Source organism: Streptomyces tropicalis (genome assembly GCF_029269835.1).
In the GTDB taxonomy this organism is placed as follows: Bacteria; Actinomycetota; Actinomycetes; order Streptomycetales; family Streptomycetaceae; genus Streptomyces; species Streptomyces tropicalis.
In genome coordinates, this window is record NZ_JARJBB010000001.1 from 746,687 (window position 1) to 761,105 (window position 14,419).

At 72.4% G+C, this 14,419-nt stretch carries 13 protein-coding genes and 1 tRNA gene; 11 read left to right on the forward strand and 3 right to left on the reverse strand.

Going from position 1 to position 14,419, the window contains the following annotated elements; genetic code table 11:
* The first annotated feature begins 72 nt into the window (after positions 1 to 72).
* From P3H78_RS03230 to glmS, 3 genes are all read left to right on the forward strand, one after another.
* Positions 73 to 981, forward strand: coding sequence for a DUF4429 domain-containing protein (locus P3H78_RS03230; protein ID WP_276107176.1), 909 nt, complete (start codon positions 73 to 75; stop codon positions 979 to 981).
* 139 nt (positions 982 to 1,120) lie between these two features.
* Complete coding sequence (locus P3H78_RS03235) at positions 1,121 to 1,378, forward strand: hypothetical protein (protein WP_276107177.1); 258 nt, start codon at positions 1,121 to 1,123, stop codon at positions 1,376 to 1,378.
* 26 nt (positions 1,379 to 1,404) lie between these two features.
* On the forward strand, positions 1,405 to 3,222 hold the full coding sequence (glmS, locus tag P3H78_RS03240; RefSeq protein ID WP_276107178.1) for a glutamine--fructose-6-phosphate transaminase (isomerizing): 1,818 nt from the start codon (positions 1,405 to 1,407) through the stop codon (positions 3,220 to 3,222).
* Positions 3,223 to 3,346: 124 nt separating this feature from the next.
* On the opposite strand, the gene P3H78_RS03245 is transcribed toward glmS, so the two are convergent.
* Entirely contained in the window at positions 3,347 to 3,910 is a 564-nt protein-coding gene (locus P3H78_RS03245) for a GPR1/FUN34/YaaH family transporter (RefSeq protein WP_276107179.1), read from the reverse strand.
* 218 nt (positions 3,911 to 4,128) lie between these two features.
* Positions 4,129 to 4,656, reverse strand: a complete 528-nt coding sequence (locus P3H78_RS03250; RefSeq protein ID WP_276107180.1) for a universal stress protein — start codon at positions 4,654 to 4,656, stop codon at positions 4,129 to 4,131.
* A gap of 368 nt (positions 4,657 to 5,024) precedes the next feature.
* Here P3H78_RS03250 and P3H78_RS03255 point away from each other — a divergent pair, with 368 nt between their 5' ends.
* From P3H78_RS03255 to P3H78_RS03270, 4 genes are all read left to right on the forward strand, one after another.
* Positions 5,025 to 5,357 carry a hypothetical protein gene (locus tag P3H78_RS03255; protein WP_276107181.1) on the forward strand — a complete coding sequence of 111 codons (333 nt, stop codon included), beginning with the start codon at positions 5,025 to 5,027 and terminating at the stop codon, positions 5,355 to 5,357.
* A 378-nt stretch (positions 5,358 to 5,735) separates the two neighbouring features.
* Entirely contained in the window at positions 5,736 to 6,962 is a 1,227-nt protein-coding gene (locus P3H78_RS03260; protein WP_276107182.1) for a GlxA family transcriptional regulator, read from the forward strand.
* A 105-nt stretch (positions 6,963 to 7,067) separates the two neighbouring features.
* Positions 7,068 to 7,670 (forward strand): oligoribonuclease, encoded by a 603-nt coding sequence (orn, locus tag P3H78_RS03265; protein WP_276107183.1) that lies wholly within the window; start codon positions 7,068 to 7,070, stop codon positions 7,668 to 7,670.
* 117 nt (positions 7,671 to 7,787) lie between these two features.
* Positions 7,788 to 7,860, forward strand: a tRNA-His gene (locus tag P3H78_RS03270).
* Positions 7,861 to 8,009: 149 nt separating this feature from the next.
* Here P3H78_RS03270 and P3H78_RS03275 read toward each other — a convergent pair.
* On the reverse strand, positions 8,010 to 9,065 hold the full coding sequence (locus P3H78_RS03275; RefSeq protein ID WP_276107184.1) for a LacI family DNA-binding transcriptional regulator: 1,056 nt from the start codon (positions 9,063 to 9,065) through the stop codon (positions 8,010 to 8,012).
* A gap of 342 nt (positions 9,066 to 9,407) precedes the next feature.
* On the opposite strand from P3H78_RS03275, the gene P3H78_RS03280 reads away from it, so the two are divergent.
* The 4 genes from P3H78_RS03280 (at position 9,408) to P3H78_RS03295 (ending at position 14,354) form a co-directional block, all read left to right on the forward strand.
* Positions 9,408 to 10,769 carry an ABC transporter substrate-binding protein gene (locus P3H78_RS03280; RefSeq protein WP_276107185.1) on the forward strand — a complete coding sequence of 454 codons (1,362 nt, stop codon included), beginning with the start codon at positions 9,408 to 9,410 and terminating at the stop codon, positions 10,767 to 10,769.
* Between the two features lie 5 nt (positions 10,770 to 10,774).
* Complete coding sequence (locus P3H78_RS03285; protein WP_276107337.1) at positions 10,775 to 11,785, forward strand: carbohydrate ABC transporter permease; 1,011 nt, start codon at positions 10,775 to 10,777, stop codon at positions 11,783 to 11,785.
* A gap of 12 nt (positions 11,786 to 11,797) precedes the next feature.
* A complete protein-coding gene (locus P3H78_RS03290; RefSeq protein WP_276107186.1) occupies positions 11,798 to 12,700 on the forward strand; it encodes a carbohydrate ABC transporter permease in 903 nt (300 codons plus the stop codon).
* 217 nt (positions 12,701 to 12,917) lie between these two features.
* Positions 12,918 to 14,354: a GH1 family beta-glucosidase gene (locus P3H78_RS03295; protein ID WP_276107187.1), complete on the forward strand. Its 1,437-nt coding sequence runs from the start codon at positions 12,918 to 12,920 to the stop codon at positions 14,352 to 14,354.
* Positions 14,355 to 14,419: the final 65 nt, after the last annotated feature.

The window sequence follows — 14,419 nt, forward strand, 5'->3', positions numbered from 1 at the left end:
CGGTGGCCCCGGCGGTACGCACCACTCTCTCGCAGAAGCGGGGAAACGATAAGCGGTGGAACAATCGCCCCCATGGCGGAGATCATCCAGAGGGACGGCACGTGGGTGCTCGACGGCGACGCCCTGCGGCTGGTCCCCGGGCGGGACCGGAGCGTCGGGCTCCTGCGCAGAAGTCTGGGCGAACTCGTCGTACCGCTGCAGGCGTTGGCGGGCATCTCGTGCGAACAGGGGAAGAAGTCGGGGCGGCTCAGGCTGCGGCTGCGCGACGGCAGCGACCCCCTGCTGCTGGCGACCGGCGGCCGGCTGGCCGAACCGCACGACCCCTACCGGCTGGTGGTGGACTCCGACCGCCTGGGCGTCGCCGAGTACCTGGTGGACGAGGTGCGCAACGCCCTGCTCCTCGAACAGGTTTCACCCGAACCGGTGACGGAGTACCTGCTGCCCGGCCCACCCGTGCCGGTGTCCGCCGCCGCGGGCGACGGCTCGGCCGCCTTCGACGGCGAACGGGTGCGCCTGGAGTGGAACTGGAAGACTGAGGACGCCAAGGCGGCGGCCGGCGCCCGGACGCTCGCCCTGGCAGACGTCACCGCCGTGCAGTGGCAGCCCGCCGCCGGACTGGACAACGGCCATCTGCGCTTCACCGTGCGGAACGCGGTGACGGCGTCCCCGCCCAAGTACGACCCGCACGCGGTGGAGCTGTGGGGCTTCCGGCGGGACCCGCTGATGGCGCTGGTCGCGGCGGCCGTGCAGGCGCGGCTGCCGCATCCGGGACAGCCGGAGGGGCAGGAGGGACGGGAAGGACACGAGACGGTCGGGGCCCTGGCGCCGGGCGGTGTCCCGCGGCAGCTCCCGCGCGCCGTCGAGGACGACCACGACGCCCTGCTGCGGCGGCTGCGCGAACTGGGCGAGCTGCACCGCACCGGAGTGCTGACGGACGAGGAGTTCGCCCTGGCGAAGCGGGCCGTCCTCCAGCGGATGTGAGCCGCCGGGCCGTCCCTCGTGACGGATGCCACACGTCGAGCGGCGAAAAGACGGCGCTCCGGGGGAACCTGCCGGCAAGCCTGCCCGAAATCGGGCAGGCTCCTTGCGAAAGGGGCGGCGGTACCCCAGGATCATCCGGGTGCACGACGAACTTGTCGATCATCTGACGCGGTCCACGCCACTGAGCCGGGGCGAGGCACTGCGGGTGATCCAGGACGTGCTCGCCTACTTCGACGAGACGACCGAGGAGTTCGTCCGTCGCCGCCACCGCGAGCTCCAGGCCCAGGGCCTGGTGAACGCGACGATCTTCGAACGGATCGCGGCGGACCTGAAGTACCGCGCGGTGGCACCGCCGGAACTGTCGCAGCGGCAACTGCGACGCATCGTCTACGGCTGAGTCGAGACTGAGGAATACGGATACACATGTGCGGAATCGTCGGATACATCGGGAAGCGTGACGTCGCCCCGCTGCTGCTCGAGGGGCTGCAGCGCCTGGAGTACCGCGGGTACGACTCGGCGGGCGTCGTCGTCAGCTCGCCCAAGTCGCCGGCCCTGAAGATGGTCAAGGCCAAGGGCCGGGTGCGCGACCTGGAGGCCAAGGTCCCGGCGCGCTTCAAGGGCACCACCGGCATCGCCCACACCCGCTGGGCCACCCACGGCGCCCCGTCCGACGTGAACGCCCACCCGCACATGTCGGCCGACGAGACGGTCGCCGTCGTCCACAACGGCATCATCGACAACGCCGCCGACCTGCGCCGCAAGCTGGAGGCGGACGGCGTCGAGTTCCTCTCCGAGACCGACACCGAGGTCCTCACCCACCTGATCGCCCGCTCCCCGGCCGAGAAGCTGGAGGAGAAGGTTCGCGCCGCGCTCCGCCTGGTCGAGGGCACCTACGGCGTCGCCGTCCTGCACGCCGACTTCCCGGACCGGATCGTGGTGGCCCGCAACGGCTCCCCGGTCGTGCTCGGCATCGGCGAGAAGGAGATGTTCGTCGCCTCCGACGTCGCCGCGCTGGTCGCCCACACCCGGCAGATAGTCACCCTCGACGACGGCGAGATGGCCACCCTCAAGGCCGACGACTTCCGCACGTACACCACCGAGGGCACCCGGACGACCGCCGAGCCGACCACCGTGGAGTGGGAGGCCGAGTCGTACGACATGGGCGGCCACGACACGTACATGCACAAGGAGATCCACGAGCAGGCCGAGGCCGTGGACCGGGTGCTGCGCGGCCGGATCGACGACCGCTTCGCCACCGTGCACCTCGGCGGCATCAACCTCGACCCGCGCGAGGCGCGCGCGGTGCGCCGGGTGAAGATCCTCGGCTGCGGCACCTCGTACCACGCGGGCATGATCGGCGCCCAGATGATCGAGGAGCTGGCGCGGATCCCCGCCGACGCCGAGCCCGCCTCGGAGTTCCGCTACCGCAACGCGGTCGTGGACCCCGACACCCTGTACATCGCGGTCTCCCAGTCCGGTGAGACCTACGACGTGCTGGCGGCCGTCCAGGAGCTCAAGCGCAAGGGCGCCCGCGTCCTCGGCGTGGTCAACGTGGTCGGCTCCGCGATCGCCCGCGAGGCGGACGGCGGCGTCTACGTGCACGCCGGCCCCGAGGTCTGCGTCGTGTCGACCAAGTGCTTCACCAACACCACGGTCGCCTTCGCGCTGCTCGCCCTGCACCTCGGCCGCATCCGCGACCTGTCGGTCCGCGACGGCAAGCGGATCATCGAGGGCCTGCGCCGGCTGCCGGAGCAGATCTCCGCGATCATGGAGCAGGAGGAGGAGATCAAGAAGCTGGCCGAGACCTACGCCGAGGCCCGCTCCATGCTCTTCATCGGCCGCGTGCGCGGCTACCCGGTGGCCCGCGAGGCCTCGCTGAAGCTCAAGGAGGTCTCGTACATCCACGCCGAGGCCTACCCGGCCTCCGAGCTCAAGCACGGCCCGCTGGCGCTGATCGAGCCGGCACTGCCGACCGTGGCGATCGTGCCGGACGACGACCTGCTGGAGAAGAACCGCGCGGCCCTGGAGGAGATCAAGGCCCGCAGCGGCCAGATCCTCGCGGTCGCGCACCGGGAGCAGGAGAAGGCCGACCAGACGATCATCGTCCCGAAGAACGAGGACGAGCTGGACCCGATCCTGATGGGCATCCCGCTCCAGCTGCTCGCCTACCACACGGCACTGGCGCTCGGCCGGGACATCGACAAGCCGCGCAACCTGGCCAAGTCCGTGACGGTGGAGTAGGACGGCACCGCCGGGGACCCCGCCGGCCCCCGCGGACGCGGACGACCCCCTGTGCGCCACCTGCACAGGGGGTCGTCCCCGTTGCGGGACCGGATCCGCCCGACGCGCCGGCCCCGCGGCTGCCTCAGCCGGTGGCCGTCACCCCCCGGCCGGCAGCACGTCGGGGAAGGGCCGTGGGCCAGTGGGCGAGGGCCGCGGTCGCGGCGTACCAGGTGGCGGCGCCGGCCGCCACGGCGCACCAGCCGCCCGCCCGCGTGAGGGCACCGCTGTCGGCGAACCGGGCGACGGCGAGCAGGAGCAGGGCGGCGCAGAGCAGCCCGTGGCAGGTCCTGTCGAGCAGGTCGCCGCCGGCGAGCGCCAGGGTGAGCGCCACCAGGGCGAACAGGAGCAGGAAGAGTCCCGCACCGTTGCGGGAGATCTGGTTGCCGGCCGACACGGCCCAGGTGAACCAGAGGGCACCGAGCGCGGTGAAGGACGTACCGGACACGGTGTCACGCTCGCGCAGGGCGAGCAGGCCGACGGCGAACAGGGCGACGCCGCCCACGTAGTGAGCGACCGTCAGGGTGTCGTCCGCCGTGACTCCGCCCACGACCCCGGTGCATCCGAGGCCGAAGGCCAGCAGGGTGACGCCGAGGGCGAGGCGGCCGGTGATCGTGGTGGTCCTTCCCGCGGTGACGTCGTGGTCCACGGCGGGCTCCCTTCGTGCGGGTGCTGGGGTCGCGCGTACGGCGCGGATCCGGCCGAAGCGGGGCCGACGACCGGTATATGCCCTTCACAAGGGCACAAACACCTCTACGCGCCGGTAGTTTCACGCGCCGTGCACGGAAGCGGGCCGAACGGGACGCCGGCGGTCCGCAGGGAGCGCGGAACGGCGCGCGGGAGACGCCCGCGGCCCGCGGAAGGGGGTCAGGGAATGACGATCACGGGGCGCTGCGCACGCTTGGCGAGCCGCCCGGCCACGGAGCCGAAGAGGCGCCCGACGATGCCGTGCGTGGAGCCGACGACGATCGCGTCCGCCGCGTACTCCTTGCCGACCTCCTCGAGCTCGTGGCAGATGTCGCCGCCGCGCTCGACCAGGATCCAGGGGACCTCGGCGAGGTACTCCGCGCAGGCCAGTTCGAGACCGAGGACCTCGGTGCGGTGGTCGGGGACGTCCACGAAGACGGGGGGCTCGCAGCCCGCCCACACCGTGGTGGGCAGCCGGTTGGCGACATGGACGATGATCAGGCCCGACTGGGAGCGGTGCGCCATGCCGATCGCGTAGGCGAGGGCGCGCTCGCTGGAGGTGGATCCGTCGAAGCCGACGACGACACCGTGCTGGAAGGCGGGATCGCACGATGTGCGTGACTCTTCGGCCGCCTGGGGGTCGGCCGCCGTGGGGTCGGCGACGGGCCGCTTGCGGTCCGCGGGTTCGAAGAATTCGTGACCGGCCATGGCTGTCTCGGCGATGCGATCCTTTGTGGGGGACGTCGGTGTGCGGCGAAGGTGTGTCCGGGAATCGTCTTCCGTCCCCATACCCCCAAGGGTACGGCGGCACGCCTCCTTCGCCAGATCCCGCGCGCCGCCCCGGCCGTCGGCTTCGCTCGGGCAGGGGGACCCCCGACGTGGTGGTCCCCGGAGCATGCACGAGTGACGCCCGCAACGCAACGGTTGCTGCCCCCTACAGGCGGTTTGGGCGTGGCGCGGACACCCGGACGGGGCCGTACCGGTGCCGCACAGTGACTCCGGGATCGAACAGGCGTTGAACCGGGCGAACCACCGTCTCAGGAACCGGGCGAACCACCGCCCCAGGGAGCGCGCCCGTGTCCGGACCCCGTACCGTCCCCGAGCGCCGTCCGTCGCCGCCGCGCGCGGCGGACTCCGCGAGCGACGTGGTGCGCTGGGCCGCCTTCAGCTGCGTACTGGTGCCCGTGGTCCTGCTCTGGTTCGGCACCTCGCTCGCCGGCACCGCTGGCACGGCGCTGGGGCTGGCGGCGGTCACCGCGGCCTGCCGGATCCTGCTGCGCCGGTCGGAGCGGGGGGCGGCCCGGTTGCTGACCGAGGAGCGCGCCCCGCACCGCGGTCGGCGCCACCGCGCCGGGACCGGCGCCCACCGAGGCGGACGTCACGCTGGCGGAACAGCACCGGTCGACTGACCGGTTTCCGCGCCCTCGCCCGTATCTTTTCAGCCAACTTCCAAGGGTGGCGCATTACCGGGCCCCGACACCCCCCAACCCCGGTACGACCTGCACGGACAGGGGTCCGAGGACCCCGCGCACCCTACGGGGATTGGCCACCGCGACAAGGCGCACTTCCCTGCACGCTCCCCGAGTGCAACGCTTCGTGATCGAATGCTTTACGCCAAGTTGCCATGTCGACAATGCACCGGGTGCTGAACCGGCCACGTCGGCACGGCGCGACCCAGTAGATTCGATCTTGACTGTCTTACGGCGGGGGACTCGTGCAAAACCGAGGGGAAACGTGCAGGAGCGACACAACCGAGGAGCCGCGACCACCGAGGGGGGCTTAGCAGGATGAGCCACGACTCCACTGCCGCGCCGGAATCCGCGGCCCGGAAGCTGTCCGGGCGACGTCGCAAGGAGATCGTCGCGGTGCTGCTGTTCAGCGGCGGCCCCATTTTCGAGAGTTCCATACCGCTGTCGGTGTTCGGGATTGACCGCCAGGACGCCGGAGTGCCGCGCTACCGCCTGCTCGTGTGCGGTGGCGAGGAAGGCCCGCTGCGGACCACAGGGGGCCTGGAACTCACCGCACCACACGGCCTGGAGGCGATCTCGCGTGCCGGGACCGTCGTCGTGCCGGCCTGGCGCTCGATCACCTCGCCGCCACCGGAGGAGGCGCTCGACGCCCTGCGCCGGGCGCACGAGGAGGGCGCCCGCATCGTCGGACTGTGCACCGGCGCCTTCGTGCTGGCGGCGGCGGGTCTGCTCGACGGGCGTCCCGCCACCACGCACTGGATGTACGCGCCGACGCTGGCCAAGCGCTATCCGTCGGTGCACGTGGATCCGCGGGAGCTGTTCGTCGACGACGGCGACGTGCTGACGTCGGCCGGCACCGCGGCCGGGATCGACCTGTGCCTGCACATCGTGCGGACGGACCACGGCAACGAGGCGGCGGGCGCGCTCGCCCGGCGCCTCGTCGTCCCACCGCGCCGCAGCGGCGGGCAGGAGCGCTATCTGGACAGGTCTTTACCGGAGGAGATCGGCGCCGACCCGCTCGCCGAGGTCGTCGCCTGGGCGCTGGAGCACCTCCACGAGCAGTTCGACGTGGAGACGCTCGCGGCACGGGCGTACATGAGCCGCCGTACGTTCGACCGCCGCTTCCGCTCCCTCACCGGGAGCGCGCCGCTGCAGTGGCTGATCACCCAGCGGGTGCTGCAGGCGCAGCGCCTGCTGGAGACGTCGGACTACTCGGTGGACGAGGTCGCGGGGCGCTGCGGCTTCCGCTCACCGGTGGCGCTGCGCGGGCACTTCCGGCGGCAGCTCGGCTCGTCGCCGGCCGCGTACCGGGCCGCGTACCGGGCGCGCCGGCCGCAGAGCGAGCGCATCGGTGACGTCGAGGGCGCCCCGATGGGGCCGGCGAGCACCTCCGGGCTGACGGGGCCGGGCGGGCCCGCCGCCCCGGTCGGCATCCCTGGCCCGAACGGCCCGGTGCCCTCCCTCCATCCGGAGGGCCCGCTGCCGCACCAGGGCCGGCGGGTGGCGCCGCTGGCGAGCCTGCCGGGCCAGCGCAGCGGAGGCTGACGGACCGGGTGGGCGGGCCGTGTGCCCGCCCACCCGGTGCCCGGCCCGCGTCCGCACCGTGCACGGCCGGCCCGGACGGCGGCGGCGCGCCGTATGGTGAGACACATGAACGATCGCATGGTGTGGATCGACTGCGAGATGACCGGCCTCTCGCTGTCCGACGACGCGCTCATCGAGGTGGCAGCCCTCGTCACGGACTCCGAGCTCAACGTGCTCGGCGACGGAGTGGACATCGTCGTCCGCCCGCCGGACGCGGCGCTGGAGACGATGCCGGACGTGGTGCGTCAGATGCACACCGCCTCCGGCCTGCTCGACGAACTGGCCGCCGGGACGACCCTGAAGGACGCCGAGGAGCAGGTCCTGGCCTACGTGCGCGAGCACGTGAAGGAGCCGGGCAAGGCCCCCCTGTGCGGCAACTCGGTCGGCACCGACCGCGGCTTCCTGCTGCGCGACATGCCGACGCTGGAGTCCTACCTCCACTACCGGATCGTCGACGTGTCCTCCGTCAAGGAGCTGGCCCGGCGCTGGTACCCGCGGGCGTACTTCAACAGCCCCGAGAAGAACGGCAACCACCGCGCCCTCGCCGACATCCGCGAGTCCATCGCCGAGCTGCGCTACTACCGCGAGGCCGTCTTCGTGCCCCAGCCCGGCCCCGACTCCGACACGGCCAGGGCGATCGCGGCCAAGCACGTACTGCCCGCCGGATAGCGGCGCGCGACGGGTACGGGAGGGGGCGCCGCGAAAGCCGTGCGCGAGCACCCCTTCGGACCCTGTACACTTTTTCTCGGCCGGTCGGGGAGAAATCAAACCGAAGAACCGGTCATGGTGGGTGTAGCTCAGCTGGTAGAGCACCTGGTTGTGGTCCAGGATGCCGCGGGTTCGAGTCCCGTCACTCACCCTCATCGGTCAGCCGGTGACTCCGCTCGGAGTCACCGGCTGTCTGCGTTCCCACCGGCTTCCCGCAGGCACGGCCGGCGGCCTCGGACGTGGCCGAGGCCACGGCCCGGCGGACGGCCGCGGCACGCATCGGCCCCGGCCGCCCGGGGGCTACGACGACGTCCGCACCACCAGCTCCGTCGGCAGCACGGCGTGCCGCCGGCCCACGTCCCGGGACGGCGCCGGGCGGCGGTCGGCGATCTCCGCCAGCAGCAGCCCGATCATCTCCCGGCCCATCTCCTGTATGGGCTGGCGCACACTGGTGAGCGGCGGGTCCATGTGGCGGGCGATGGCCGAGTCGTCGTAGCCGACCAGCGCCACGTCCTCCGGGATGCGGCGGCCCGCCTCGCGCAGCACCTGACGGGCTCCGGCCGCCGTCACGTCCGAGGCCGCGAAGACCGCGTCCAGACCGGGCCGGCGCTCCAGCAGCCGCGCCATCGCCCGGCGGCCGCCCTCCTCCGTGAAGTCGCCCGGCTCGACGAGCAGTTCGTCCGCCCCCCGGCCCGCTCCCCTCAGCGCGTCCCGGTAGCCGTCGACGCGGCGCTGGGCTCCGTAGACGTCCAGCCGGCCGGTGATGTGCGCCACGGTGCGGCGGCCGCCCGCGAGCAGGTGCTCCACGGCCGAGCGGGCGCCTCCGTAGTTGTCCGAGTCCACCGAGGTGAGCGCCTCCGCGGCCGACCTGGGGCCGCTGATCACCGCCGGGATCTCCAGCTGGGCCAGCAGGTCGGGCAGCGGGTCGTCGGCGTGCACCGACACCAGCAGCACCCCGTCGACCCGGTGCGCGGCGAGGTACTGGGCGAGCCGCTGCCGCTCCCGGTCGCTGCCCGCGAAGATCAGCAGCAGTTGCATCTCGGTGTCGGCCAGCTCGGCGCCCACGCCCCGGAGCATGTCGGAGAAGTACGGCTCGGCGAAGAAGCGGGTCTCGGGCTCGGGGACGACGAGGGCGATGGCGTCCGTGCGGTTGGCGGCCAGGGCGCGGGCCGCCGTGTTGGGGACGTAGCCGAGTTCGGCGACCGCCGCCTCGACCGCGGCCCGGGTCGCGTCGCTCACCCGGGGCGAGCCGTTGATCACCCGGGAGACCGTGCCGCGGCCGACGCCGGCCCGCGCGGCGACCTCTTCCAGGGTCGGCCGGCCGCCGCTGCGGCCCCGCGCTCCGTGGCCTGCCATGGGCTCCGCCTCCCGCCGTCGTCATCACGCCGAGCTGGAATCTAACAGTCATGCCGGGCGGCGCGGCCCGCTCCCGGGACCGCCCGGGGGCCGACGGGTGTCCGCTCACGCGCTCCGCCCGCTTCGTTAACGGGCCGATAACTGAACGCACTTCGCCGCGCCCGGTCCCTTGACACCCCCGCCCGGAGCCGCGACTCTTCAACACATCACTCGTGGGAGCGCTCCCACGGTACCTGACACCTACACAACCCGCACGTTCCCCGCCCGAGCCGCAGCGCGAACTTACGGGCCCACCCTGCAGGTGGCCGGGGGGTCGGCACGTCAGGGCAACAGGAGGACGCAATGCGAGCACGTACCCTCCCTCCGTCTCGGCTTCGCTCGAGCGGGGGAACCCCGATCGCCCGCCGGGCGGCGGTCCTGGCGGCGGTGGCGGCCCTGGGCGCCGGCCTGCTGACCGGCTGCGCCGACGACGGCAAGGGCGCGGCCGGCTCGCCGGACGGCGGCAGCGGCGGTGGGAGGACCACCCTCACCCTGGGCCTCTTCGGCACCATGGGATTCAAGGAGGCCGGCCTCTACACCGCGTACGAGAAGCTGCACCCGGACATCCGGATCCAGGAGAACGTCACCGAACGGAACGAGAACTACTACCCGGCGCTCGTCAACCACCTGACCACCAACAGCGGCCTGATGGACGTCCAGGCCGTCGAAGTCGGCAACATCGCCGAGGTCGTGAACACCCAGGCGGCCAAGCTCGCCGACGTCTCCAAGGCCCCCGGGGTGGACAAGTCCGCCTGGCTGGACTGGAAGTGGCAGCAGGCCACCACCCAGGACGGCAGGACCGTCGGCCTCGGCACCGACATCGGCCCGATGGCGATCTGCTACCGCAAGGACCTCTTCCGGAAGGCCGGCCTGCCCACCGACCGCGAGGCCGTCGGCAGGCTCTGGGCGGGCGACTGGAGCAAGCTGGTCGCGGCCGGGGAGGCGTACAAGAAGAAGGCGCCGCAGGGCACCTCCTTCATGGACTCCCCCGGCGGTCTGATCAACGCGATCCTCAGCAGCGAGAAGGACAGGTTCTACGACTCCTCCGGCAAGGTCGTCTACAAGACCAACCCGGCCGTCCGCAAGGCCTTCGACCTGACCGCCAAGGCCGCCCAGGAGGGGCTCGTCCAGTCGCAGACGCAGTTCCAGCCGTCGTGGGACCAGACGATCGCCAACAGCAGGTTCGCCACCGTGGCCTGCCCGCCGTGGATGCTCGGCTACCTCAAGGGCAAGTCCAAGGCGGACGCGGCCGGCAAGTGGGACGTGGCCGCCGCCCCCCGGTCCGGCAACTGGGGCGGCACCTTCCTGACCGTGCCCGCCGGCGGCAGGCACGTGAAGCAGGCGGAGGCCTTCATCGCCTGGCTGACCGCCCCCGCCCAGCAGGCGAAGCTGTTCGCCGTCCAGGGCAGCTTCCCGAGCGCGCCGGCCGCCTACGACCTGCCCGCCGTGACCGGCGCGAAGAACGCGATGACCGGTGACGCCCCGATCGGCAGGATCTTCGCCGCCGCCGCCAAGGCCATCCCGGTGCAGCCCATCGGCCCGAAGGACCAGATCATCCAGCAGGGCCTGACGGACAACGGCGTGATCCTCGTGACGAAGGGCAAGTCCGCCGACGAGGCCTGGCGCACGGCCACGAAGACCATCGACAACAACCTGGAGCAGTGACCGGTATGGCCACCCGGCACGACACCGCCGCGCCCCCCGCGAAGGAGGGGGGCGCGGCCCCGGCCCGTCCGGCCGGGGCCGCGTCCGACTCGGCCGCACTGCGGCGCCGGGCCCGGCAGTCCCGCCGCTGGCGGCGGGACGTGCGCCTGAGCCCGTACGCCTTCGTCTCGCCGTTCTTCCTGCTGTTCCTGGCCTTCGGACTGTTCCCGCTGATCTACACCGCGTGGGCCTCGCTGCACACGGTGGAGCTGACCGCGCCGACGGACATGCACTGGGCGGGGCTGCGCAACTACACCCGCCTCCTCGACGACGACTTCTTCTGGAACGCGGCGCGCAACACCCTGACCATCGGGATCATCTCGACCGTCCCGCAGCTGCTGATGGCGATGGGCCTCGCGCACATCCTCAACTACCGCCTGCGGGCGTCGACCTTCTACCGGGTCGTGATGCTCGCGCCGTACGCCACCTCGATCGCCGCCGCCTCGCTGGTCTTCGCCCTGCTCTTCGGCCGCGACTACGGCGTGATCAACTGGGTGCTGCACCTCGTCGGCGGCGGCCGGATCGACTGGCAGGGCGACACCTGGCCCTCGCAGATCGCGGTGTCGTCGATCATCATCTGGCGCTGGACCGGCTACAACGCGCTGATCTACCTCGCGGCGATGCAGGCCGTCCCGCAGGAGCTGTACGAGTCGGCGGCGCTGGACGGCGCCAGCCGCTGGCGGCAGTTCCTCCACGTCACCCTGCCGCAGCTGCGGCCGACGATCCTCTTCACCACGGTGGTCTCGACGATCGGCGCCAGCCAGGTCTTCGGCGAACCGCTGCTGTTCGACGCCAACAAGGGCGCCTCGGGCGGCGCCGAGCACCAGTTCCAGACGCTGGGGCTGTACCTGTACGAGCAGGGCTGGGTGAACCAGCACCTCGGCCGGGCCTCGGCGATCGCCTGGATGATGTTCCTCATCCTCATCGTGATCGGCATCGTCAACCACGTCATCTCGCGCCGCCTGCGCGCCAGTTAAGGAGGTCCGGGCGTGACGACGACCCTGACGAAGCCCGACGCCCGGACGGCCGGGCCGCGCCGGGTGCGCGGCCCGAGGTCGGCCCGCGCCGGCGGGCAGCTGCACGCCGGCCCCGTCGCGTACGTGGTGCTGGCCCTGTTCACCGTCGGCTCGCTGTTCCCGCTGGTGTGGACGGCGATCGCGGCCTCCCGGGACAACAACCGGCTGGCGCAGACGCCGCCGCCGTTCTGGTTCGGCTCCAACCTGGCGCACAACCTGTCGGTGGCCTGGTCCGACGCCGACCTCGGCAAGGCGTTCCTCAACACCACCGTCGTGGCGGGGGTGTCGGCGGGCACGATCGTCCTGCTGTCGACCGTCGCCGGGTTCGCCTTCGCCAAGCTGCGGTTCCGGGGGCGGGGCGCGCTGATGCTGCTGGTGATCGGCACGATGATGGTGCCGCCGCAGCTCAGCATCATCCCGCTGTACATGATGGTGGCGAAGCTGGACTGGACCGACCAGCTCCAGGCGGTGATCCTGCCCTCGCTGGTGAGTGCGTTCGGCGTGTTCTTCATGCGGCAGTACCTGATCCAGGCGCTGCCGGACGAGATCGTCGAGGCCGCCCGGGTGGACGGCGCGAGCAGCTGGCGCGTGGTGTGGCACGTGGTGTTCCCCACGGCGCGGCCCGCGATGGCGGTCCTCGGCATGCTGATGTTCGTGCAGGCGTGGAACGACTTCCTGTGGCCGTTCCTCGTCCTCACGCAGACCGGCAACCCGACCGTGCAGGTGGCCCTGGCGGGCCTGGGCCGCGGCTACACCCCCGACCAGTCCCTGATCATGGCGGGCGCGCTGCTCGGCACCCTGCCGCTGCTGCTGGTCTTCGCCCTCTTCGGCAAGCAGATCGTGGGCGGCATCATGCAGGGCGCGGTCAAGGGCTGAGGCGGGCGGGCGCCCGGTCCCGCTCCCGGCATCGACGCCGGGACCTGCACGGGGACCGGTCGCCCGCCGCCGCGGCACACCCGTCCCGCCCGTCTCCCCTTCTCCTCTCTCCCGCCCCTCCTTCCCCCTCCGCCGTCTGCCCCCTCCCTCCTCCCCCTCCCCCCTTTCTGTCCTCTCCTGCCCGTCGGTCTGAACGACCTCCAATGGGAGCGCTTCCATGCCTGAGTCCGCACAGCCGGTGACCCCGGTGTCCTTCCCTCCCGCCTTCCTCTGGGGCGCGGCGACCTCCGCGTACCAGATCGAGGGGGCGGTGCGGGAGGGCGGCCGTACGCCCTCGATCTGGGACACCTTCAGCCGTACGCCCGGGAAGACCGCCGGCGGCGAGACCGGTGACGTCGCCGTCGACCACTACCACCGCTACCGCGAGGACGTGGCCCTGATGGCGGACATGGGCCTGGACGCCTACCGCTTCTCCGTCTCCTGGCCGCGGGTCCAGCCCACCGGCCGCGGACCCGCCGTCCAGGTGGGCCTGGACTTCTACCGGCGCCTGGTCGACGAGCTGCTGGACCACGGGATCCGGCCGGCCCTCACCCTCTACCACTGGGACCTGCCGCAGGAGCTGGAGGACGCGGGCGGCTGGCCGGAGCGGGACACGGCCCTGCGGTTCGCGGAGTACGCGCAGATCGTGGGCGAGGCGCTCGGCGACCGGGTGGAGCAGTGGATCACGCTCAACGAACCGTGGTGCAGCGCCTTCCTCGGCTACGGCTCCGGAGTGCACGCGCCCGGCCGGACGGACGCGGCGGCCGCGCTGCGCGCGGCGCACCACCTGAACCTGGCGCACGGGCTGGGCCTGCAGGCGCTGCGGTCGGCGATGCCGGCCCGCAACACGGTCGCCGTCAGCCTGAACTCGGCGGTGGTCCGGCCCGTTTCGCAGGATCCGGCGGACCTCGCGGCCGCCCGGCGGATCGACGACCTCGCCAACGGCGTCTTCCACGGTCCGATGCTGCACGGCGCCTACCCGGCCACACTGCTGGAGGCGACCGCGTCGATCACCGACTGGTCCCATGTCCGGGACGGCGACCTGGAGCACATCGGCAGCCCCCTGGACGCCCTCGGCCTCAACTACTACACGCCGGCCCTGGTGTCGGCGGCGGACGCGTCCGGTCCGGGGCAGCGGTCGGACGGCCACGGGGCGAGCGCCTTCTCGCCGTGGCCGGGCGCGGACGACGTGGCGTTCCACCAGACGCCCGGCGACCGCACGGAGATGGGCTGGACGGTCGACCCGACCGGGCTGCACGAGCTGATCATGCGCTACACCCGCGAGGCCCCCGGACTGCCGCTGTACGTCACGGAGAACGGCGCCGCCTGCGACGACAAGGTGGACGCGGACGGCCGGGTGCACGACCCGGAGCGCATCGCCTACCTGCACGGCCATCTCACCGCCGTCCGCCGCGCCCTGGCCGACGGGGCGGACGTGCGCGGGTACTACCTGTGGTCGCTGATGGACAACTTCGAGTGGTCGTACGGCTACGGCAAGCGGTTCGGCGCCGTCCACGTCGACTACGCGACCCTCGCCCGGACGCCCAAGTCCAGTGCCCACTGGTACGGCCGGGTGGCGCGGACCGGGGAACTCCCGCCGGTGGACGGTTCCTGACGGGGAGGCGGACGGAGTCCCGGCCCGGACGAGGGGAGGTCCGGGCCGGGGCACCACGCCGGTGC

Coding starts and splice junctions, on each gene's coding strand:
- P3H78_RS03230 (WP_276107176.1), top strand. CDS start 73: ATGGCGGAGATCATCCAGAGGGACGGCACGTGGGTGCTCGACGGCGAC.
- glmS (WP_276107178.1), top strand. CDS start 1,405: ATGTGCGGAATCGTCGGATACATCGGGAAGCGTGACGTCGCCCCGCTG.
- P3H78_RS03250 (WP_276107180.1), bottom strand. CDS start 4,656: ATGGCCGGTCACGAATTCTTCGAACCCGCGGACCGCAAGCGGCCCGTC.
- P3H78_RS03260 (WP_276107182.1), top strand. CDS start 5,736: ATGAGCCACGACTCCACTGCCGCGCCGGAATCCGCGGCCCGGAAGCTG.
- orn (WP_276107183.1), top strand. CDS start 7,068: ATGAACGATCGCATGGTGTGGATCGACTGCGAGATGACCGGCCTCTCG.
- P3H78_RS03275 (WP_276107184.1), bottom strand. CDS start 9,065: ATGGCAGGCCACGGAGCGCGGGGCCGCAGCGGCGGCCGGCCGACCCTG.
- P3H78_RS03280 (WP_276107185.1), top strand. CDS start 9,408: ATGCGAGCACGTACCCTCCCTCCGTCTCGGCTTCGCTCGAGCGGGGGA.
- P3H78_RS03285 (WP_276107337.1), top strand. CDS start 10,775: ATGGCCACCCGGCACGACACCGCCGCGCCCCCCGCGAAGGAGGGGGGC.
- P3H78_RS03295 (WP_276107187.1), top strand. CDS start 12,918: ATGCCTGAGTCCGCACAGCCGGTGACCCCGGTGTCCTTCCCTCCCGCC.